The organism is Ruegeria sp. CE6, assembly GCF_056537485.1.
The window spans coordinates 165,525-187,219 of sequence record NZ_JBQFRR010000005.1 but is presented as its reverse complement, the minus strand read 5'-3'; the positions used below and the strand labels follow the sequence as shown (position 1 = coordinate 187,219).

Below are 21,695 nucleotides of genomic sequence, written 5' to 3'. Positions count from 1 at the left end.
CCGTTTCCCTTATGCAATGAGGTTGTCGTAACGGCCGTAGATCAGGCCGAACATGCCAACGGCGTAGATATCGTCACCATCCAGTTCCAAAAGGACCTGTGGCAACGATTGGTAGGCCTGCCCCGAGACGAGGATGCCGTGCCGTGTCACGTCATAGGTGGACAGGTGCAACGGGCACGGGCCCAGCACCTTATGTTCAGGCTTGTAGCTGTCATACATCGACCCGCCCTGATGGGTGCAGGTGAGGTTGAAGGCCACAACATCCTTTTGCGGACCAATGCCGCCGCCGCTTTCCACGCCGGTTTTCACAAGGATCGAGTCCGAATAGTCGCCCTCGTCCGGGTAGTAGAACTCGACCGGCACATCCTGTTCCAGTTCGGACAGTTTGCCGATCAGCTTGCGCGGATAGGTCGATACCAAAGCGGGCACCTGTTCCGCCTGGCCATGGCGGGTGGGCATGGTCACCATTACGGCAAAGGTGGTGGCACCCGAGGCGAACAGGAACTGGCGGCGGTTCACGGTGCAGGCCTTTTTGGCGTCGCCCGAACAGCTGCATCCGGTTGCGTTATGATCTGTCATGACGCTTACTCCTCTGCTGCAACCGCAGGAAGCGGCTGGTAGTCCGGCAGTTCGGGTTCCTCGATCAGGATTTCCTCGCCGGACAGGGATTTCAGGAAGGCCACCAGATCCGCCTTTTCCTGATCATTCAGGCCAAGGGGTTGGATCAGCGGGGATTTGTTTTCAGCGAACTCATTCTCGCCGCCGCCCTGGTTGTAGTACTCGACCACATCCTCAAGCGTCTCCAACATGCCATTGTGCATGTAGGGTTCGGTATAGAGGGTGTAGCGCAGGCTGGGCGTGCGGAACTTGCCCTTGTCGGCCTTTTCCTTGGTGCGGAAATAGAAGCCGGGGTCGTCCTTGGTGTGGCGATACATCTCTTCGGTCGAGCCTTTGGCATATAGCTCATACCGGAAGGTGACCTGCGCCAGACCATCGTCCTGCCAACCATCATAGGCGGGTACGCCGGTGTTGTAGTATTTCTCATCCGACAGCAGCGCGCCGTTGTGGCATTCGGAACATTGCGCCTTGCCGGTGAACAGTTCCAGCCCGCGTTTCTGCTCGTCGGTCAGCGCCGCATCATCCCCGCGCAGATAGTTGTCGAAGGGCGTGTCGGTCTGAACGATGGTCCGTTCAAACGCTGCGATGGCGCGCCATGCGTTGCTGATGCGCGGCCATTGATCGCCGAAGACATCGTTGAAGCGTTCGACATATTCGGGGACGAAGGCCAGGCGCGCCTCCATCATGTCGGCCTCGCCGTTGCCGGCGACCGCACCGCCTGCGGCGGATTTGGCCTGGCTCTCAAGGCTCTTGGACGAGCCCGCCCAGAACAGCTTGCCGTAATAAGCCGAGTTCACAACCGTCTGGCTGTTGCGCCAGTGGGTCGTGCCGGGATAGCCGAACGAGATTGGTGCTTCGACGTCCCAGCCCACATCCGGCATGTGACAGGCCGAACAGGGGGTCGACGGGTTGCCGCCCAGACGCGGATCGAAGAACAGCATCTTGCCCAGTTCGATCTTGGCCTCGGTCTGGGGGTTGTCCAGCGGTATGGGCGGCTCACCCAGTGCCACCAATGGCGCATCGGGGTCGGGGTCTGCCCCGCCGATACCGGCCTCAATCTCCATGCTGGTTTCTGCAAAGGCTTGCGAACCAAGGGCGGCAACCAGAGCAGCGGTGGCGATTGTACCTGAAAGGTAAGACTTAAGGTCTTTCATGGGTCCACTCCTCAGTTTGTCGCGTCTTGCCAGTTTTCGATCGGCGCATAGTCCGTATCGATGTCCTCGGCGACGAAGTCGGGGCCGGTCAGCGGCTCACCAGACAGCGCCTTAAGGAAGGCCACCAGCTGTGCTTGTTCGGTCTCGTTGAGGCCAAGCGGCTTGATGCGCGGATCCTTGTTTTCATCTTCGCCACCACCGGCGTTGTAGAAGGCCACCACATCCTCGAGCGTCGCAATCGAGCCGTTATGCATATATGGCGCGGTATAGGTCAGCTCACGCAGCGTGGGGGTCATGAACGTGCCGAATGTATCGGCGGTGTGAGTGCGGATATACGCACCGGGGTCGGCGCGCAGGTTCATGTAATTCTCGACGCCGAGGAACTTCATCATGGTCACAAAGGTGATGTGACGTTCCGGGGTCGCCCAGATATCGGGGTTGTCGCCCACGCCGATATTGTGCGGCAGATCATCCGTGAACCGCTCGCCCGAGTGGCAGGAATTGCAGCCGCTGGCATTGAACAGCTCATAGCCCGCCTTGGCTTCTTCCGACATCTCGCCTGTATCGAACGGCGCGCCGCGCGAAATCAGCGTTTTCAGATATTCCGGGATGGCGTTACGGACCCCACCGTTCGACGGCTCGCCAAATCCGGCGGCTTCGAACATCTCGACATAAACCGGATCTTGCTTGATGCGTTCCTGCATCAAACGCATATCCATGTTCATCGAGTATGTCTCGGTGATGCTTTCGCGGGTCGCGTCGTTGAGGTTGGTGCCAATGCGCCCGTCATGGAACCACGCGGCGCGCTTGGCGCTGTTAATCAGCGTCGGCACGTTGCGGAAATGCAGGCTGCCGGCATAGGCATCCGATAGGGCCTGCCCGTCGGTAAAGCCGTTTTCCGGCTGGTGGCAGCTGGCGCAGGACAGTTCGGTGTCGCCAGACAGGCGCGGGTCAAAAAACAAACGTTTGCCAAGTGCCGCCTTGGCTTGGTCGAACTCAATGGCTTCTACCGGGCCTGGCTGTTCCGCCTGGGCATGGTGAACCGGGAACGCAACACCCACCGACAGCAATGAAACTGTCGACAGTGCCGAGAACCACGTTCTGGCTTTGGTCATCATTTAAAAAGCCCTCATTATCCGCAAATCTGATCGCTCCGGTTAACCGGAGATCGACGAGGCGAATGTTAGAGGGTCATGTATCGCGATGCCTTGATCGAGATTAAATCCGCAGAGAATTGGCGACGTAATCGTCGCTTATCTGAACCAAGGCCGCGACTGTCAGACGTCGATATCCAGAGCAAGCGCATGGATACGGGGGACTATATCCCCCAATGCCGTATGTACTGCGCGATGGCGGGCAACGCGGGATTGCCCCTCGAAAGCCGCCGAACGAATAAGGACGTTGAAATGACTCTCACCGCCCTCCTGATATCCAGCGTGACCACGATGGCTCTCGCTGTCGTCAACCACCTCCAGCTCACGCGGGTTAAATGCTGCCTGCAATCGTTCACGGATTTCGTCGGTCACGCTCATTTTTATGCTCAACGGCAAATAAATTGCCGTCCCCCTCTTCTACTTTCGGCTGCTTAGATTAAACTGCTGCCTCCGAGTCGAAAAGATGCCTTCGTGAGGTTGTGCAGATGGTAAAGTCAGATCCCTTCGGATTCGATATGTCCGTGTCGAGCGCTAAGAAAAAGAAGCCGCGCGGCCGTCGGGGTATGTCAGGTGCGTCCGAAACTTCGGTGCGAATCTGTGATCATGAGGGCTGTGAAGAACCCGGTAAGTTTCGCGCACCCAAAGCTCCGGACGTGCTGGATGATTTTTTCTGGTTCTGCCAGCAACATGTGCGCGAATATAACCAGAAATGGAATTTCTTCGACGGCACCACCGAGGCCGAACTGAACGCGCAGCGTTCGAAGGACAAAGTGTGGGAGCGTGAGACCAAACCGATGGGCGACCCTGAGGCCCGTGCCTGGGCACGTCTGGGGATCGAGGACCCGCATCAGGTTCTAGGCGAAAACGCCACCAAAAATCCCGGCCGCGCCAATTCCGGCGGTCGACGCCTGCCGCCGACCGAGCGCCGCGCGATAGAGATCCTCGAAGCGCAAGATAGCTGGTCGAAGGCAGAGATTCGCAAAGCCTACAAGAAGCTGATCAAGGTGCTGCACCCGGATATGAACGGTGGTGACCGATCTCAGGAAGAGCAGTTGCAAGAGGTCGTCTGGGCCTGGGATCAGATCAAGGACAGCCGCAGCTTCAAGTAGTATCCAACGGATACGGGTCAGCAGCGTTCCGTCTCACGAATAGTGCTTGTTGCGGGACATCTTTCCGATTCCCGGGTTCATACTGTTCGTGGGATCGATCGACTTGTAGAAAGCTGCCAGATCGGGTTTGGCTGCATAGAGATGGCCAACATTATGTTCCGCCGGGTATTCAGCGCCGCGTTTGTCCAGCAACTTTAGCATTGCGGCCTTCAACGCGTTCGGGTCCGCGCCTTTCTTGACGATGTAATCCTGATGCAGAACATGACACATGAAGTGGCCATAGTAGAGCTTGCCGACCAGTTGATCCGCGATCTCAGCTGGCAAATCTTCGAACCAGTCGACATCATTGCGGCGCAGCGCGATATCAAGGGCGATGATATCTTCCACTTCGGCTGCATGAACCTTCATATAACGAATGGCTGCACCTGCGGCAGCAAAACGATGTAGCCCAGCGATTTTTGCCTCACGCAGGTCGCATTCAAAGAAATCCAGCTTGTCTTCGGCAGTCATGTCATTGAGTAGATCGCGCGCTTCATCGATACCGCCATCGCGCATTTTGAGTATCAGGTGATGCGGATACCGATCCCGATAGGCCCGCATCCGGCGCGGCAGGATATCGGGCCAAAGTCGCATCGCGAACTGCATGAAACGATCGGTAAAATTGCCGAGAACCGGAATGCCTTCTAAACGCGCGTCCACCGCGCCCTTCAGCGCAAAGAAAGTGGGCAAACGGTCGGTTCCCAACTTGTCAATCATCACCATGGTGTCTTTGCCATAGCGGTCAGAGATATCGAATACCTCCTCATGCATGTATTCAGCGCTGACCGGCAGGGTTTTGAAGTCGGACAGGATGCGACGGCGCAATTCCGTGAATGCCTCGGTGTCGTGCGCCCCGACGTAGAAAGTACGTTCTGCTTCGTTCTTGGCATATGTATCCAGCCGAACCGCAAAAACCGCCAGTTTACCCGCGCAGCCCGCTGCTTCGTATAGACGCGACTTATCAGCGTTAAAGCGTGCTGGCGTTTCAGCATCTACATTACGCACCCGACGGGCGTAATCGGTGTCAGAGGCTTTGCGATTGTCGGTCTCGATATCAGTTGCTGAGAAATCACCGTTCTGCAGTCGGGTCAGGATTTCTTCGGGTGTATCACCCAATTGCATGCCTAGATGATTGACCAACTCAAGCTCGCCGTCCTGAGTGATCCGCGCGTACAGTGACAGCTCGGTATAGGAGGGGCCGCGCTCGACCAGCGAACCGCCCGAGTTGTTGCACACCCCGCCAACGACTGAGGCACCGATGCACGAAGATCCGATCACCGAATGCGGCTGGCGGCCAATCGGGTCCAGCAGCTTTTCCAGCGCAAACAGTGTGCTGCCCGGAAAGCTGACGACCTGTTTGCCTTCATTGATCAGATGCAGATCGTCCATCCGCCGCGTGTTGATCAACACTACATCACGATCGTAGCTACCCTTGGGCGTAGACCCTTCGGTCAGGCCGGTATTGGCGGCTTGCATGATGACGATTTTGTCGGCGGCAACGCAGGCTTGAAGCACCTGCCATTGTTCCAGCAGCGTGGCGGGCTGAGCCACCGCGAGCGCGTCCCCTTCACCTGATCTGAACCCCCGGCGAAAGCGGCGGGTGCTGCGCGACGAAGTCAAAACGCGCCGCCGCCCACAAATGGCCTGAAGACGCTTGATCAGATCGGCATCGTTCATCCCGCTACCCTCCGTTAATACGCGACCGAGGGCAACCACGTGGCCAGTTGCGGCCACAAGAAGACAAAGAACAGGCCGGTCAGCTGCAGGATCACGAATGGGATAATCCCTTTGTAGATGTCAGTCAGCTTGATCTCGGGCGGGCAGACCCCTTTCAGATAGAAAAGCGCAAATCCAACCGGAGGTGTCAGGAAAGAGGTCTGCAACGTCACCGCCACAAGGATTACGAACCACACCAGCGCAGGTTCATCGATGACACCGAAGCCGTCGATATCCAGGCCCAGCCCGTTCACGATGGGGCGCATCAAGGGCAGAACGATGAGCGTGATCTCGATCCAGTCCAGCACGAAGCCCAGCAGGAAGACGATGAACAGGATCATGAAGACAGTGCCATTTGGGCCAAGCCCGGTACCGTGGATCATATCCTCGATCAGCGCGTCGCCGCCCAGTTCGCGCAAGACATAGGAGAACACCGTCGCACCAAGGAAGATCGCGAAGATATAGGCGGTAGTGTTGAACGTTGCTTTCAGCACATTCACCAGCTTGGCCAACGTCAGCTTGCGATATCCCAGCGCCAGCAGAGTGGCTCCCAACGCGCCCACGCCCGAGGCTTCGGTCGGTGTGGTCAAACCCGCGAAGATCGAGCCCAGCACGGCGAGGATAAGGGCCAGCGTCGGCAGGACTGCAATCAGCACGTCCTTGACTGCGTTCCAGTCAGGACGGGTTGCGCCTTCGGGTACTGGGGCCACGTCGCGTTTGATTAGGGCGATGACAAAAATATAGGTCAGGTAGAGCGCGCCAATGATCACGCCGGGGAACACTGCAGCCATAAATAGGTCGCCGACCGATAGCGCCATCTGGTCCGCCATGATGACAAGCATGATCGACGGCGGGATGAGGATGCCCAGCGTGCCTGAAGCGCTGACCACACCGGCGGCCAATGAGGGGCTGTATTTCTGCTCCATCATCGACGGTAGCGAAAGCACACCCAACAGAACCACAGACGCCCCAATGATCCCGGTCGAGGCGGCCAGAATGATGCCGATCATCGTTACCGTGATCGCCAGCCCGCCGCGCACTGTGCCGAACAGGCGCTGCATCGAGGACATCAAACGCTCGGCCACACCGGATTCGTCCAACATCAGGCCCATGAAGATGAACATTGGCAGCGCCACCAGAACCGCATTTGACATGGTGGCATAGACCCGGTTCACCACCGCGCCCAGCGTCAGATAGTCCAGACCGGTCAGCGTTTCCTCAAGCCCGGTCCAGTTCATCATGCCATTGTCGAACAGATAGGCCAGACCGCAATAGGCAACGCCAACCCCGGCCAGCGTCCACGCCACCGGGAATCCGGTGAACAGCAACGCGATGAAGGTCAGGAACATGGCGATGACCAGTTTTTCCTCGGTTGTTTCAACCAGGAAGGTCAGCGCTGTTGCGACCACAGCAAAGCCCAGAAGGGCCCAGATGATCAGGCGCAGGCCCTTGCCCTGACGCTCTTCATCCAAATTCATGAATAGCGCGTGCACGTCGTGAATCAGCCGCGCCGCTGCAGCCAATGCTAGCAATACAAAACTGGCCGGGATCACACCTTTCAAGGCCCAACGCGCGGGCAGGCCGGTGGGGCTGTCCGAGGATTCGTTGACCCTCCAGCTTTCGTAGAAATAGTCATAGCCCTGATCGATCATCAGATAGATGAACGGCACGAGCAGGGTGAAAATTCCGATGATCTCGATAATCCGCCGCGCACGCTGGCTGAGTTGCATATGCAGCAAGTCCACTCGCACATGGCTGTCGGTGACCAGCGCATACGAGATGCCGACCATCGTCACCAACCCGTAGAAATGCCACTGGATCTCGTCTAGTTTGGGATAGTTCTGGTTCAGTAGATAGCGCATCGCCACCTGTGAAACGATGGCCCCAACCAGCAACAGGTTAGCCCACATGACCACATGACCTACCGCTTTGACGCCGTTGTCGATCGCTACTGCCAGCTTTTGACGGTCGGGCTCACCATGCTCAAGGATACTTTCATAGACTTCAATCGGGTCGTCCTGATGACGCTGTGTCTCGGCCATGGTCTCCTCCTCAAGAGTTTGGCAGTGGGGACGTGAATGCGCCCGGGTCGTTGGGGAAAATAAAGAAAATCAGAAGGGTCCGAGGGCGGCGGAAGGAAGCCGCCCCCGGACAATCGCAAGTGGCAAATTTACTTGCGGGGGAGGAATGCGTTCTCTTTCCAGACCGCATAACCGTCACGGAATTCGTTCATGTCGGCCAGAACCTTGGCAAAGAATTCGTCGTTGGCGGCCTGTTCTGCGGCAACCTCTTCCCAGGTCGCGCGGAAGGTCGACAGCATCTCGTCGTTCCACTGCTTGATCTGAACACCATTGTTTTCAACGTTGTCCAGCAGCGCAGCGTGTTGGATCGCCTCACCTTCGGCAAAGCTGTCAGCCATCGAAGCCTTACAGGCATTTTCGATGATCGCTTTGTGCTGATCGCTGGCTTCGTTCCAAACGTCCTTGTTGATCATCAGTTCAAACACCGTCGCTTGCTGGTGCCAGCCGGGGAAATAGTTGTACTTGACCAACTTGTGGAAACCGAGGCGTGCGTCGATGGCAGGCATCGAGAATTCGGTCGCGTCGATCGCGCCTTTTTCCAGTGCCGGGAAGATTTCGCCGCCGGGCAGCAGTGACGTCGCCACACCCAGCTTCTGCATCACTTCACCGCCCAGACCGAAAAAGCGCATCTTCAGGCCGTTCAGGTCTTCGGGGCTGTTGATCTCATTCGCGAACCAGCCCGAGGTTTCGGGAGCGATAATGGCGCAGGGAATGACATGGACGTTGAAACCGGCCTGATCATACATCTCCTGATACAAGCTCATGCCGTTGCCATAGTACAGCCACGCCATGTATTCACCCGCCTCAGGGCCAAACGGAACGGCCGAGAACAACGGTGCAGCCGGGATCTTACCCGCCCAGTAGCCGGCGGTGGTATAGCCCGAATTGATCTTGCCTGAAGACACCGCATCCAGAATTTCAAACGGCGGGACCAGCTTGCCCGGTTCGTAAACCTTCATCTTCAGCGTGCCGCCGGACATCAGGTCCAGCTGTTCGGCCACGCGCGGGATCGGCGAGCCGAGGCCCGGTAGAGCGGTTGAAAACGCGATTGGGGTTTTCAGCAGCATCTTATCCGCCGCGTGGGCAACCGGGGCTGCCAGCAGCGAGGCCGCAACGGCAAGCGATGTCAGGGTGGTCTTCATGGGTTCTCCTCCAAGGTAAAGATCAGCCGGTGGTCTGGCTGTCACTCTCGCCGCGAGCACGGCTTAAGTGGTAAATATTATTTACCTTGTCATTCAGTCAACAATTTTATTTACCAATTTGGCTACGCCGCGGTGGTGTGGCTCATAACCAAGATTGACCTTTCATAACCCAAAATTTTCGAATAATTTTGCGACACTCAATAAAAACAAACGCTTATACGTGCAGCGAGCATCCGTATTTTTGGGTAGTTTTTCTTGCAATGTCGAAAGCTAGTGGTAAATATTATAAACAACTTCGACGATCTTTAATCTAACTACCGGACAGGAATTATGAGCACGAACAGCCTCTTTGATCCCGTTGGTCACGAATCAATTGCCGATGCTGTCGTTGCACAAATCGAGACAATGATTGTTGATGGAATCCTGAAAGAGGGTCGCAAAATCCCGTCTGAACGGGAGCTTGCGGAAGCCCTAGGCGTTTCACGCCCCAAGCTGCGCGAAGCACTCCAAATCCTCGAAAATCGCGGCTTGGTGACCGTGCGACATGGCGAGGGCACCTTTATCGCCCCACTGACCGGTCGTGCCATGTCGCCCGCCCTTCTGTCTCTCTATGCCCGGCACGGCAGTGCTTTCTACGATTATCTTGAATACCGGCGCGAGCAAGAGGCCTTTGCCAGCCGCCTCGCCGCACAGCGCGCCACACAGTCCGACAAGGAACGGATTGCAGAAATCATCGATGAAATGCAGCGAGCCTGGGAGAATGACGATCAGGATGCCAGTGAAGAGGCTGATTTTCGACTGCACGCCGCCGTTGTCGATGCGAGCCAAAACACGACCCTTATCCACATGATGGCATCCATCTATGACCTCACGCGCCAAGGCGTGTTCTACAACCGCCGCTTCCTGCGCTCGATGGACGGCACGGGTGAAGCACTGCTTGATCAGCACAAGGCAATCGCGCAGGCCATCATCGATGGCGACCCGGACCGTGCAGAAACCGCCGCACGCACGCATATGGATTTCGTCGAGGATTCATTTCGCGTTGGACAAGAACAACAAGCTCGCGAGATCCGCGCGGCAAAACGGCGGCAGTTTTCGGATTGAGGTCAAAAACAGAGGCGTATTTTTTTGTTCTACGGAAAAGTCCACCGCACGACGTACAGAGCCTTGGCTTAACCTTTCTCGACCGGTTCTCGCCTCAGGCACTTTTTCAAGTCTACTTCCAATGCACTGAGGTTTATGTCTCCAGCTCGCAGAGCGTCCACGTCATTGGCTCCTTGCCTCGTCAAACCAAGGTTTTTGAGCAACGTGTTCCAGTCCGGTACGTCCCGCTTCAATCCCGCGCGCAGCAAAACCTCAATTTTTCGAATGTACCAAAGGGTCAGAGAAGACACACGAATGTCAGGTGGAGTGTCCACAGGCACATGGGCGGCAATCGCAGTACTTGCGCATGCCATTGACTCGGATGCCACGTAGAAAGCCTGCGCCGCGCTGTTAGGGTTTACGTATTTAACGCCTTCATTGATCAAAGCTCCACCGGCCAAGACCAAGGCCAGGTCTTTCCCTGAGATCGAGGCCGCACTTCCAAGCGCGGCACCGCCTGCTACAGTGATCAGTGCCGCCGCTGTCAGGTCCCGATTGCGCGCTGCTTCGTCGCCCAGCCTTTTGTAGGCATCTGAAAGTTGCAGCGCGTAATACGACGTACGAATAGGACCGCGTTCAAGCAACAGGCTGGTGGACTGAAATGTTTTTGGTGCCGTTTCAAACGCACCCCCGATCCCTACAGCGTGCTGGATAACGTCTCCCGATGTATTCGACAGCACGGTTTGCTCGGCATTAAAGGCCCTGTTCTCGTAGGCACAACCGGTGATCAAAGTCAGCGGCACCAAGGCCGGAATCAGGCGATTGAAAACGGACTTCATCAAATTTCCCCATGAAAACGCGCAATTGAATAGGTGAAACTATACAATCATAGGGTGTTTCAGGCAAATTCGGCCGCACATGTCATCGCCAACTCACAATGCCACAACCCGTTTTAAACACCCGGCGCGACGCGCATGGATGGCTTATAAATCCCGAATCCAGAATTGAAGCGGCTTTTGGGTTTCGCAATCGTCGCCTCGATCCTTCCACGAGAATAGCGCCACGACGCCAGGAAGCGGCGCATATCCCCGCGCGCGCCAGAAGGCATCCAACGGGCGGTAATGATCTGGTCGCATGGGGTGGTCGTCAGGGCGTACTACACTGCAGAAGGCGCTTTTGGTGAATCCCATCGCATGGGCGTGGGCTTCGCGCAGATCAAAGAACGTATGGCCTGCTCCCTGCCCGCGATACTCCGGCAGCAGAACCGATTCTGCGCAATAGAAGATATCGCCCAGCGATAGGCCCGAGCCTTCGAACGCGGCCGCGAAATCGTCGGCGTGATCCGTCAAAGGTGCACCCGTCGAAGCACCCACCAAAGTATCACCGTCGAACGCTCCGACAACGATGGCCCTGGCGCTATCGACGTAGGACTGCAGGTATTTCCGCTCATACTTCAGATCGCCATCATAGAGATATGGCCAAGCGTGAAATACGTCGATCCGCAGGCGCGCGACTTCATCCAACGCGTCGACCAATGTCGATCCGGTCATTGCGCGGACCTGCGAAATCTCAGCCATTCGAGACCTGTTTGGTCCAGTCCGCAAGGTTGTAAAACGTGGTCACGCGGGTGATCTTGCCGTCGTTAAGGTCAAAAAACGAACCCGCAGGCAAGCGGTAAGTCTGCCCATACGCTTCTGGCAGACCTTCATCAGTTTCCAGATAGGTTCCGTTGACGATGAACTCAGCCGCAGCACGGGTACCGCCTTCGGCCTCGAAGATCACGATATCCGTCAGGTTCTCGCGGTAACAGCGGTTCATATGCGCGCAGAAGGCGGCAAATTTCTCTTTGCCGACGCGAATCTGACCTTCGTTGACATGATGGGCCACGTCATCCGACAGGCAGGCCAGCATGCCATCTACATCACCGGCATTGAAGGCATCAAAATAAGTTTTCACGGTCGGGTTCATGGTCACTCCGTCGGTTCGCCCCAGCGGTCTTTCAGATGCGCGATGATCTGATCTCGGGTTTGTCGATAATGACGTAGCTTGTCCTCGCGGGTTTCACCTAGTCCGGTAGGGTCCATAATTGGCCAATAATCGACATCGAGGTGAAAAAAACGCGTCAGTTCCAGCGCTTTTCGCTGGCTGGCGGGTGACAGGGCCACGATCAGATCAAATGAACTGAGGTCATCGCCCCATTGCTCCATTTCGTCAAAAGAACGCGAGCGGTGACGGGACAGCTCAACGCCAATCTCCTGACAGGCTGCGATGCAGAACCCATCGATCTCAAGATCGTTATGCACACCGGCGGATTGCACATAGGTGCCGGTGCCGTAAAACTTCTTCATGATGCCTTCGGCCATGGGTGATCGAACCGAATTGTGGTCGCAACAGAACAGAATGGACTGCGGCAGAGGCGTCACCCGTTAGCCTCCAAAATGAAGGACGCAGATGAGCGTAAAGAGGCGGCGGGCAGTATCAGTATCAACCTCAGCTTTGCCTTCCAGCCTTTCCTGTAACACGCGGCTGCCTTCGTTGTGGATGCCGCGCCGAGCCATATCGATCGTTTCGATCTGGCTGGGCGGCAGTGTTTTCACCGCATCGAAATAGCTCTCGCAGATCTGAAAATAGTCTTTTACGACCTGCCGGAATGGACCAAGCGACAGATGAAACTCAGCCGCCTTCTCGCTGGCTTCGGTGGCGATATCGAAAACCAGTCGCTTGTCACGGATTGATAGCTGCACATGGTAGGGCCCGTCGGGGATCATCCGATCGTCGCGCGCTGGCAGCGTGAACGAGTTATCTTCAAGCAAATCATATATGGCGACCTTCCGCTCCTGCTCGATCTCCGGTGTCGGCGGGGGCAGATTTCGGTCGTCCAGTTCGATATGCGAAATACGGGTCATCTTAACGGTCACAATCCTTGCGTCTGCACAGACCTATAACAACGATTTTCATTGAGCAACGTACAGAAGCGCCATGCGTGCCAAGTCATTGCGTCACTTCAGCCATTCAGCCGGTTAAGGCGCGCCGAAACGGACAGGCCATGCGCTTCGAGGCTTTCGGATTGCGCAAGCGTTTCAGCCGCCGGGCCGATGGCGCGCAAAGCTTCGGGTGTCATCTGGCTGAGCGTTGTGCGTTTGAGAAAATCCATCACGCTAAGGCCAGACGAAAAGCGCGCCGAACGCGCTGTGGGCAGCACGTGATTGGGGCCGCCGACATAATCGCCAATGGCTTCGGGCGTGTACTGGCCAAGGAAAATGGCACCGGCATGGATCGTTTGCTGGCTTAACGCCACCGGGTCGGCCACGCAGAGTTCCAGATGTTCGGGCGCGATGCGGTTGGACAGCGCGGCAGCCTCGCCCAGGTCGCGCGCAGTGATTACGGCACCAAAGTCGCGCCAGCTGGCCCGGGCGATGGCGCGGCGTTGCAGGGTCTCAAGACGTTTTTCCACCGCTTGCGTCACGGCTTGACCAAATTCTGCGTCATCCGTGATCAAAATGGATTGGGCGCTTTCGTCATGCTCGGCCTGGCTGAGCAGGTCCAGCGCGATCCAGTCGGGGTCATTATCCTTGTCGGCGATTACCAGAATCTCCGAGGGGCCCGCGATCATATCGATGCCGACCTTGCCAAAAACCCGACGTTTGGCAGCGGCGACAAAAGCATTGCCCGGCCCGGTGATCTTGTCCACCGGCGCAATCGTATCGGTGCCATAGGCCAAAGCGGCCACAGCTTGAGCGCCGCCGATGCGATAAATCTCATCCACGCCCGACAGTTGTGCCGCCAGCAGGACCAGCGGGTTTGCCTGACCCTCAGGTGTGGGGACGACAATGGCCAACCGGTCTACGCCCGCCACCTTCGCAGGTATTGCGTTCATCAAAACCGACGACGGGTATGAAGCCAATCCGCCCGGCACATAAAGCCCCGCAGCCGACACCGCCGACCAGCGCCAGCCGAGTGTAGCGCCTGCCTCATCGGTCCACTGATGATCCTCGGGCATCTGCTTTTCGTGATATGCACGAATGCGTTCTGCTGCCAGTTCCAACGCGGCGCGGTCCTGGGGCGTGACCTGCGCGACGGCCTCGGCGATCTCATTGGATGAAAAGACCATGGTCTCGGGCGTCAGCTCCAGCCGGTCGAATTTCGCGGTAAGTTCGATCACCGAAGCATCACCACGGGTCCGCACATCATCGATGATCTGCGCCACAACCGCATCCACATCGGGGCTGTCCTCGCGCTTGGCGGACAACAGCGTCTGAAATGCAGTTTCGAAATCGGCGGAGGTCGTATCGAGGAAAACGGGCATGTGAGAGACTCCGGAAGCGTTTCAACGGGTCTTATCGCCCGGGCCGGGTGGCCTCAACCCTTAGGCCACTGGGTGCAGCGATTTGCGCATTGGGAATTGGGGAATGCCGTGCCATTCCGTCGGGTCGCCGACATCATGCCAGCCGTGCGCCAGATAGAACGAATGTGCCGTTTTGGTTGCGTGCAGATGCGCCTCAGAGACGCCACGTGTCTGCAGTTCCTCTTCCAACCGATGCAGCAGCGCTGTTCCGAGTCCGCGCCCTGCGTGATCGGGATCGACATAGAGCAGAGATATCTCACCCTCGCCACTTAGACCGCCCACTGCAGTAACCACTCCCACTTGCGTAGCGACCCAAAGGATTGCTCCACTATCGATCCAGTTTCGGACCGAAGCCGGATCCTTATTGGCAGACCAGCGGGAAAGGTTTTCGGGATTATCCAGATGATCCGCCCGACAGAGGTCACGGATCGATCGGATCAGAACACGGCTGATGTCGAATACATCAAACACGGTTGCCCGCCGCACCGCGATGCCGCGTGGCGGATTCGGGAAGGCCTGAGCGATGCCACGTTTATTCTTCACTCGGGGTGATGGGGCGCTTGTCCAGAAGGCGCCTTGTAGGGACGCGTCACATCCTTGAGCGTTGCATCGATGGCCTCAACCGACAGGCGGATCGCGCCGTCGCCTGCCAAGGTCAACAGGATTTGTCCCGCACCATCCTCGCTTGGCTCGAATTCGACCGAGAGCAGAGACAGGATCATGTCCTTGTCGCTGCGGTCGATGCCCTGACTGGCTACCGACAGAACCGAGCCGAACATCAAAACGGCCTGCACCCGCTCGTAGGCGCGACCGCGCCGGGCAGCGGCATCCTTGTCTTCCCAGCGAAAGCGATTGAGCAGCAGCGCAAAGCGGCGCTGGCCGGGTTGCCATGTCATCTCGGTCACCGGGAAAACCGCATCCTGCGTCAGGGTCGCAATCACCTGGAGGTCATCGGCATCCTCGGCTCCAAGGTTCAGCGGTGCCTCGCGGCCATCTTTGAAACTTGCGTCTGTCATTGACCCTTAATCCGTTCGATCTTTGCGCCCACGCCTTCCAGCTTGCGCACCACATGTTCATATCCGCGGTCCAGATGATAGACCCGGCTGACAACCGTCTCACCTTCCGCCGCCATTCCGGCAAGGATCAGCGAGACCGAGGCCCTTAGGTCTGTCGCCATCACCGGAGCACCTTTCAATCGTTCGACCCCGGTTACGGTGGCCGTGCCGCCATGTACCTCGATATTCGCGCCCATGCGCACCAGTTCGGGCGCATGCATAAAGCGATTCTCGAAAATACGCTCTTCAAGCACGGACACACCTTCGGCAGTGCACATCAGCGCCATCATCTGCGCCTGCAGATCGGTCGGGAAGCCGGGGAAGGGTTCGGTGACCACATCGACCGAGGTCACACGCCCGTTCTTACGAGAAACCTTCAGCCCCTTGTCGGTTTCAGAAACACTGATCCCCGCCGCATCCAGCTTGGCGGCGAAGGATTCGACCAGCGACATGCGCCCGCCCAGCAGCTCAACCTCGCCCCCGCAGATCGCCGGGGCCAGCATATAAGTGCCCAGCTCAATCCGGTCGGTCACCACCTGATGGGTCGCGCCGTGCAGACGATCGACACCCTGAATTTCGATGGTCGAGGTCCCCTCACCCGAAATCTGCGCGCCCATCTTGCGCAAGCATTCGACCAGATCGACAATCTCGGGCTCGCGCGCGGCGTTTTTCAACACCGTGGTGCCCTTGGCCAGCGTGGCGGCCATGACGATGTTCTCGGTCGCGCCGACCGAGGCAAAGCGCATCTCATGCACTGCACCTTTCAGCCCGCCCGACGCCTTCGCGTGCAGATAGCCATCTTTAAGCTCAATCTCGGCGCCCAGCGCCTCAAGCCCTTCGACATGCAAATCCATCGGGCGCGCGCCAATGGCACATCCACCAGGTAGCGACACCACGGCCTGCCCCAGCCGCGCCAGCATCGGCCCCAACACCAGGTTCGAAGCGCGCATTTTTCGCACGATGTCATAATCCGCTGTGTGGCTGTTCAGGTCATGGCTGGACATCGCAATGACCTGACCATCCTGCAGCGAAGACACCTCGGCCCCCAGCGACCGCAGCAGCGCCGTCATGGTCTTGATGTCACTCAAACGCGGCGCATTGGTCAACGTCAGCGGTTCTTCGCTGAGCAAGGTCGCAGGCATCAGCGTCAGACACGCATTTTTGGCCCCCGCAATGGGAATCTGCCCGTTCAGCGGGCCATTACCCGTTACCAGAATCGAATCCATTTGCTCTTATCCCTCGTCCTTGCCGGCTTTGTCCCCGGAGGTGGCCCGCGCCTTGGCCTGAGCCTTGCGCCGCGCCATATTCGCTTTTAGCGCCGCCTTTAGACGGTCTTCGCGCGTTTCCCCGGACTTGCCGTGTTTTTTAGGTGAATTTTTGTCTGCCATTGCCTTTCTCTACAGGAGTGGAAAAAAACCGTCCAGACACCCTTGCGCCGCGTTTCGTTTGAGTCTAATCACCCGCCCACAGCGCTGCTGTAGCTCAGAGGTAGAGCACTCCCTTGGTAAGGGAGAGGTCGAGAGTTCAATTCTCTCCAGCAGCACCATGATTTCCTTATCTTCATCAGAAACTTACGATAAAACAGCGGCTTGCGCTTGCAGTCTCCTACATAGGAGTTCTACACAGTGACGCTTATCATGCCTACACCAGGCAAAGACAAAAACAGCGGAATATACTACATCAGGGTGCGAGTTCCGGCGGACCTTAAGGGAATCTTCGACCGTGCCGAGGTGTCAAAGTCACTCCGCACCAGAGACTCTGCAGAGGCCAAAGAGAGATTTGCGGCTGAATACGCCAAAATCCAAAAGCAGTGGGCGTGCCCGCGGTCAAAGCCTGAAACCCTCCCTTTGAAAAAGATCGTTGCTCTTTCTGGTCGCGTGTATTTCCGCCTGATGGAAATGCTAGATAGTGAACCGGGTGAACCTGAGATATGGAACCGTGTACTGCACCTGAGCCAACAAGCGGAAGCTACCGAAGGCGGCATTAAAAAATGGTACGGAGATGTCGCTGACGAGATACTGGCGGAAGAAGGTATTGCTGTAGACGAACCGACGCGTGCGCGATTACAACGTGAAGTCCACAGGTCTTGGATGCAGGCGGCTAGCCAGCAGTTGAAGAGAACGGAAGGCGATTTCACCCCGGACCCTCAGGTCATGCGTTTCCCCGAATGGGAACCCGAAGGCGTATTAAAAAAGGCGGCAGAAGGCCCAGCACTCACCCATCTCACGGAGCGGTGACAGAAAGACCACCTGAGCTACGGGAATGTATGCAACGATTGAGACTTCGCTCATAAGAAAGACACGTTGGCTGCCTATCCGGAGCACGAGGATATCTCTCGAGTAAGGCCTAAGGACATTGCAGATTAGTGTGACTACCTTCGAGACGAAAAAGGATTGAAGCTACCGATGGACGATCAATAAGCGCCCTTTAGGTACCGACGAGGTGCAGTTCTGTCTTTGCACTAATGCATGCCGCTGCCGCCTCATGGAACTAAAGCGGTACGTCCACATGGGTGATGACGTGGTGGACGATTATGACGACTTTGAACCAGCTGCGGAATGGCCAGGGCCTGGGCTGAGATCTCCCGTCAAGGTGCCAGACCGGTCTATTTCAATGTGATCCCTACGGGACCTTTTGGTCACCATCGAGACGGGTGGCTCTGACGTGCAATGCTCCTCACGTTAGGCAAAGTGGTACCTCTTTCCCTGCCAGGACTTCAATCTGTCGCAATTTCGTGACTGCCTCCCCGGGCTTCGATCGCCTGTCTGCCATGTGCCTCCTCCGGTTTCCTAAACATAGTGGAGGACCAGTCCAACGGAAGAAAACCAAATCACTAGAGCCCGCGAGCCAGTTCCAATCAGATTGCATCGAAGACCGATCTGCAAAACACGTTAAAAATCTCTCGGAACTGTCTCTAGCTACTTTTCAAAAGCCCTAGTGTGTAGTACCGGTCCCTCTCGAGCTCTCAACCAGCCTTAACCACCCGCAATTGAAGAAAATGGTACTTTTCTCTAAACACTCGTCTGAAGACCGAAAGTTGATTTCTCTGCAATGAATAATCGCAAAAGACTCCTGGGTATTTTCTTAAGCGCATTCATATTAGTTGTAGCGCTATCGATTTTTACGCTGGATACAGTTTTCAGCGCTAGAAATGAATTTCGCCCCGTTGAGTTGGACTACATCAGAACAGCCTTTCTGGCCTGTTCTTCCGCCCTTATTGCAATGGTTGTCGTTGCAAATTTGTTGCCTTCAAAGCTTGCAATAGCGGCCCGAGCTCTGACGGGTGTGCTTTTCGCTGCCGCTGTTTTTTCGATTAATTGGTCGATGGTCGAAGCATTCGTATTGCTTCCGATGATAGCAATGGCTGGCCTTTGCTTCCTTGCGATCTATTTGACTTACATCGTTCTGAGCTTGGCTGTTCGGGGCCGGGCAATAGTTGCTGTAATCGTGGCTGTGATTTTCATCCTTGTCCCTGGGCGGGACATGCTGGATGCGAATGAAGAGGCTGAAAACACAGAGTTTCCAAGCATCGAAGATATCACGTTTGATACAAAACCAAATGTCTATCTTATCTCGTTTGACTCAATTCACCCCAAAAGCCTGACATCTCGCTACATGGGCATTGAAGAGACAGCTTTCCACGAACTGGTTTATACCAGAATGGACAGGTTCGAGAATCTGTTTTCGGTCCGTGTCCCCACAAAATATGCGATGAATCTAATGCTACGGATGGAGGTTGATGAATTTGATCGCGGCAAACGTAAAAGTTTTGAACTCTATACGGGTAAGTACGACGGTCGACTAAACGCAATTTTCCGCAACAATGGTTACGAAATCAACACGGCCTATGCCGGAAAATACTTTGGGACCGAACAGGGCAGCTATGTGGATCGGTATCATATTCCGTCGCGAACAGCGGGCGCGTGCGAATTCAATGATAGCAAGTTTCGACAGGTGTCGTTGTTTGGTCTCTGCCGATTCATCGACAAAAACAAGTCCGATACAAAGGTCGACAAAGCAGCACATGTACTTGATTTCGTGTCTTATCTGTCACGTCAAAAGGAGCCGCAATTCTTGCTCGCTTCGATCTACTCCCCCGGCCACACGGGCAAGGACTTTTTCATCGAGGATGAAGATGCCGACGCCGCATTTGATGACTTCTATATGGAACGCTCTAAGGAAGCACAGCAAACCATGAAACGGCTGCTGGATCAACTTGAACGGGAGGACCCGACAGCGATTCTGTACATTTTTGGAGATCACGGCCCATGGAGGAGCCGCGGAACTTGGGAGACCCGTTTTGCGAAAGACCCAGAGTTCTTTGTACATGATCGTTTTGGGATATTAGGGGGCGTTTTTCCGAAGGGGCGTTGTAAAACCTATGTGGACCTGAGAAATGAGCAGACGTATACGACGAGCGTTCAAGGTGCGGAAGCAATCTTAAAGTGCCTGACCGAGGGTCGCTATCAGGAACTGGATCAAGTCTATAGAATCAACCAAAGCGTTGACGGCGTAAGTGATAAATTCGAGGACTATGTATATGAATAGCCGCAAGAAATTGGCATTGCTCATCATTGCCGCTGCCATTGTGCACCCATCCGTTGCTCTGGCATACGTGGATCCAGGTTCGGGGAGCGTCATTGTAACCACAATTCTCGGGTTCTTCGCAGCGATTGCTTACACGTTCCGCAAGTACTTCTATAAGCTGAAGCGAAAGATATTTGGCACAAAAAGCGATGAAGAAGACAGTCGAGCGCTCGATGACTAAGGCAAACAGTGGCTCCTTTCGTGACCCCAGCAGCCGTGTATATACAATTGACTTACCCGAAAATGGCAGTTCTGCGATTTTTCGAGGCGTCGACAATAAAACGCTTGAGAACTTCAAAAAGCTCCAGACTGAGCCCTTCTACCAACAACTTGAGATCGAAAAGCGCGTTGTAAAAACCAAGCTTTGCGCGCCTGACGATCCTGTTGCAAAGGAAATCCTAGAAGCCGGATGGGCAGGTGTGATGCAGCATGAGCCTGTCTCGATCGTTTCTTACTCTTACGAATGGTCGTTCGCCATGCTAAGACGAGCGGCTCTATTGCATCTGCGTATCTTGACCGACGCGCTGGAAGCTGGGTGGACCATTAAGGACTCAACACCTTTTAACATCCAGTTTGAAGGTACGGCACCAGTCTTTATTGACATCCCATCGTTTGTGCCTTGGCAGGAAGGCGAACCCTGGTTGGCATACCGACAGTTTTGTTGCTGTTTTCTGACGCCGTTGATGATGCGTAGTCATCTGGGCATCAATCACCTTCCATTATTACGGTCCTACTTGGACGGTATACCTCCGGTTGAGGCTGCGAACTTTTTCAGAGGTTTCTCCCGTTTCAAGCGCGGTGTCGCTAGCCACATCATGCTACCTGCTCGCGTAGAAAAGCGGATTGAGGCGCGTGAACGCGATGCCGTTCCCGCTCAGGACCGAAGTCAGCGCAAAGTCAGTCGAAAATACGTACTGGCACTTGTTGAAAGTGTAACGCGACTGGTCAAGTCGCTCTCTGTGAACATCGAGCACACGGACTGGTCGGAATACGACAAAACCCACACTTACGATGACGAGGAACTCCAAGCGAAAAAAGGTTTCGTACAAAAGTTCGTACAAGAAAAGAAACCTTATTGCCTAATGGATATCGGCTGCAACACAGGCACTTTTTCAAAAATTGCTGCGGAACATGCAGACTTGGTCATTGCAGCTGATGGCGACCACGATGCGGTCCAGAAACTGTTTATGCATGAATCCGGTCACTCGGTGCACAACAACATCTTGCCGTTAGTGCTGGATTTGTCCAACGTCTCCCCCAATCAGGGATGGGCAGGCAAGGAACGCTCTTCATTCGACAGTCGCGCCAATCCAGATGCAATTCTGGTTCTGGCCCTTGTCCACCACATTCGGATTTCTGCCAATATCCCGATGGCATTGTTCCTAGACTGGTTGCGGTCTTTCAATTGCGACATCGTTATTGAGTTCGTTGATCGGCACGACGAGATGGTCGTCAAATTGCTGCAGAACAAAACGGAACAGTATCTGGATTACGACCGCGTGGCCTTCGAGCACGAGCTAAAAGAGCGCTTTAAAGTGCGTACTTCCAAAGACCTCAAAGGCGGTAAGCGCGTGATTTACCATATTGAGCCACAGTGATAGGGGATGTTGTT

Annotated in this window: 23 protein-coding genes and 1 tRNA gene; 7 read left to right on the top strand and 17 right to left on the bottom strand. The window is 55.8% G+C overall.

Annotated elements, in window-relative coordinates:
- Window positions 1-9: 9 nt before the first annotated feature.
- The 4 genes from ACR0DK_RS19085 to ACR0DK_RS19070 all read right to left on the bottom strand — a co-directional run bounded on the left by ACR0DK_RS19085 (window position 10) and on the right by ACR0DK_RS19070 (window position 3,304).
- Window positions 10-579 (bottom strand): arsenate reductase (azurin) small subunit, encoded by a 570-nt coding sequence (locus ACR0DK_RS19085; protein ID WP_170513820.1) that lies wholly within the window; start codon window positions 577-579, stop codon window positions 10-12.
- A gap of 5 nt (window positions 580-584) precedes the next feature.
- Window positions 585-1,772 carry a cytochrome-c peroxidase gene (locus tag ACR0DK_RS19080; RefSeq protein WP_255611992.1) on the bottom strand — a complete coding sequence of 396 codons (1,188 nt, stop codon included), beginning with the start codon at window positions 1,770-1,772 and terminating at the stop codon, window positions 585-587.
- An 11-nt stretch (window positions 1,773-1,783) separates the two neighbouring features.
- Entirely contained in the window at window positions 1,784-2,887 is a 1,104-nt protein-coding gene (locus ACR0DK_RS19075; RefSeq protein ID WP_170625462.1) for a cytochrome c peroxidase, read from the bottom strand.
- A gap of 162 nt (window positions 2,888-3,049) precedes the next feature.
- Window positions 3,050-3,304: a BolA family protein gene (locus ACR0DK_RS19070; protein ID WP_170398480.1), complete on the bottom strand. Its 255-nt coding sequence runs from the start codon at window positions 3,302-3,304 to the stop codon at window positions 3,050-3,052.
- A gap of 107 nt (window positions 3,305-3,411) precedes the next feature.
- On the opposite strand from ACR0DK_RS19070, the gene ACR0DK_RS19065 reads away from it, so the two are divergent.
- Window positions 3,412-4,035, top strand: coding sequence for a DnaJ domain-containing protein (locus tag ACR0DK_RS19065; protein WP_170398478.1), 624 nt, complete (start codon window positions 3,412-3,414; stop codon window positions 4,033-4,035).
- A gap of 33 nt (window positions 4,036-4,068) precedes the next feature.
- Here ACR0DK_RS19065 and dld read toward each other — a convergent pair whose 3' ends face one another.
- The 3 genes from dld to ACR0DK_RS19050 all read right to left on the bottom strand — a co-directional run bounded on the left by dld (window position 4,069) and on the right by ACR0DK_RS19050 (window position 9,013).
- Entirely contained in the window at window positions 4,069-5,751 is a 1,683-nt protein-coding gene (gene dld, locus ACR0DK_RS19060; RefSeq protein ID WP_480737625.1) for a D-lactate dehydrogenase, read from the bottom strand.
- Between the two features lie 14 nt (window positions 5,752-5,765).
- Entirely contained in the window at window positions 5,766-7,832 is a 2,067-nt protein-coding gene (locus ACR0DK_RS19055) for a TRAP transporter large permease subunit (protein WP_480737623.1), read from the bottom strand.
- Between the two features lie 128 nt (window positions 7,833-7,960).
- A complete protein-coding gene (locus ACR0DK_RS19050) occupies window positions 7,961-9,013 on the bottom strand; it encodes a TRAP transporter substrate-binding protein (protein ID WP_170398473.1) in 1,053 nt (350 codons plus the stop codon).
- A 330-nt stretch (window positions 9,014-9,343) separates the two neighbouring features.
- Between ACR0DK_RS19050 and ACR0DK_RS19045 the strand changes: the two genes are divergently transcribed.
- Window positions 9,344-10,117, top strand: a complete 774-nt coding sequence (locus tag ACR0DK_RS19045) for a FadR/GntR family transcriptional regulator (RefSeq protein ID WP_170408227.1) — start codon at window positions 9,344-9,346, stop codon at window positions 10,115-10,117.
- Window positions 10,118-10,185: 68 nt separating this feature from the next.
- Here ACR0DK_RS19045 and ACR0DK_RS19040 read toward each other — a convergent pair whose 3' ends face one another.
- The 10 genes from ACR0DK_RS19040 to ACR0DK_RS18995 all read right to left on the bottom strand — a co-directional run bounded on the left by ACR0DK_RS19040 (window position 10,186) and on the right by ACR0DK_RS18995 (window position 16,884).
- Window positions 10,186-10,935, bottom strand: a complete 750-nt coding sequence (locus ACR0DK_RS19040; RefSeq protein ID WP_170425690.1) for a hypothetical protein — start codon at window positions 10,933-10,935, stop codon at window positions 10,186-10,188.
- Window positions 10,936-11,079: 144 nt separating this feature from the next.
- Window positions 11,080-11,673: a GNAT family N-acetyltransferase gene (locus ACR0DK_RS19035; protein WP_170408225.1), complete on the bottom strand. Its 594-nt coding sequence runs from the start codon at window positions 11,671-11,673 to the stop codon at window positions 11,080-11,082.
- Complete coding sequence (locus ACR0DK_RS19030) at window positions 11,666-12,064, bottom strand: ketosteroid isomerase-related protein (protein ID WP_170398462.1); 399 nt, start codon at window positions 12,062-12,064, stop codon at window positions 11,666-11,668. Before ACR0DK_RS19030 ends, ACR0DK_RS19035 begins: the two co-directional genes overlap by 8 nt.
- Before the next feature lie 2 nt (window positions 12,065-12,066).
- Window positions 12,067-12,519 carry an arsenate-mycothiol transferase ArsC gene (locus tag ACR0DK_RS19025; protein WP_170398460.1) on the bottom strand — a complete coding sequence of 151 codons (453 nt, stop codon included), beginning with the start codon at window positions 12,517-12,519 and terminating at the stop codon, window positions 12,067-12,069.
- Between the two features lie 3 nt (window positions 12,520-12,522).
- On the bottom strand, window positions 12,523-13,002 hold the full coding sequence (locus ACR0DK_RS19020; RefSeq protein ID WP_170398457.1) for a UPF0262 family protein: 480 nt from the start codon (window positions 13,000-13,002) through the stop codon (window positions 12,523-12,525).
- 98 nt (window positions 13,003-13,100) lie between these two features.
- Entirely contained in the window at window positions 13,101-14,402 is a 1,302-nt protein-coding gene (gene hisD / locus ACR0DK_RS19015; RefSeq protein ID WP_480737619.1) for a histidinol dehydrogenase, read from the bottom strand.
- Window positions 14,403-14,462: 60 nt separating this feature from the next.
- Window positions 14,463-14,984 carry a GNAT family N-acetyltransferase gene (locus tag ACR0DK_RS19010; protein ID WP_480737618.1) on the bottom strand — a complete coding sequence of 174 codons (522 nt, stop codon included), beginning with the start codon at window positions 14,982-14,984 and terminating at the stop codon, window positions 14,463-14,465.
- Window positions 14,981-15,457: a DUF2948 family protein gene (locus ACR0DK_RS19005; protein ID WP_170408222.1), complete on the bottom strand. Its 477-nt coding sequence runs from the start codon at window positions 15,455-15,457 to the stop codon at window positions 14,981-14,983. The genes ACR0DK_RS19010 and ACR0DK_RS19005 overlap by 4 nt, the downstream gene beginning before the upstream one ends.
- A complete protein-coding gene (murA, locus tag ACR0DK_RS19000; protein WP_170398447.1) occupies window positions 15,454-16,722 on the bottom strand; it encodes a UDP-N-acetylglucosamine 1-carboxyvinyltransferase in 1,269 nt (422 codons plus the stop codon). The genes ACR0DK_RS19005 and murA overlap by 4 nt, the downstream gene beginning before the upstream one ends.
- Window positions 16,723-16,728: 6 nt before the next feature.
- Window positions 16,729-16,884 (bottom strand): hypothetical protein, encoded by a 156-nt coding sequence (locus ACR0DK_RS18995; RefSeq protein ID WP_170425679.1) that lies wholly within the window; start codon window positions 16,882-16,884, stop codon window positions 16,729-16,731.
- 83 nt (window positions 16,885-16,967) lie between these two features.
- On the opposite strand from ACR0DK_RS18995, the gene ACR0DK_RS18990 reads away from it, so the two are divergent.
- The 5 genes from ACR0DK_RS18990 to ACR0DK_RS18970 all read left to right on the top strand — a co-directional run bounded on the left by ACR0DK_RS18990 (window position 16,968) and on the right by ACR0DK_RS18970 (window position 21,681).
- Window positions 16,968-17,042 (top strand) — tRNA-Thr (locus tag ACR0DK_RS18990).
- 79 nt (window positions 17,043-17,121) lie between these two features.
- Window positions 17,122-17,733: a DUF6538 domain-containing protein gene (locus ACR0DK_RS18985; protein WP_170625443.1), complete on the top strand. Its 612-nt coding sequence runs from the start codon at window positions 17,122-17,124 to the stop codon at window positions 17,731-17,733.
- 814 nt (window positions 17,734-18,547) lie between these two features.
- Complete coding sequence (locus ACR0DK_RS18980) at window positions 18,548-20,044, top strand: hypothetical protein (protein WP_480737615.1); 1,497 nt, start codon at window positions 18,548-18,550, stop codon at window positions 20,042-20,044.
- Window positions 20,037-20,264 (top strand): hypothetical protein, encoded by a 228-nt coding sequence (locus ACR0DK_RS18975; protein ID WP_170398438.1) that lies wholly within the window; start codon window positions 20,037-20,039, stop codon window positions 20,262-20,264. The genes ACR0DK_RS18980 and ACR0DK_RS18975 overlap by 8 nt, the downstream gene beginning before the upstream one ends.
- Window positions 20,233-21,681, top strand: a complete 1,449-nt coding sequence (locus ACR0DK_RS18970; protein WP_223117402.1) for a hypothetical protein — start codon at window positions 20,233-20,235, stop codon at window positions 21,679-21,681. Before ACR0DK_RS18975 ends, ACR0DK_RS18970 begins: the two co-directional genes overlap by 32 nt.
- Window positions 21,682-21,695: the final 14 nt, after the last annotated feature.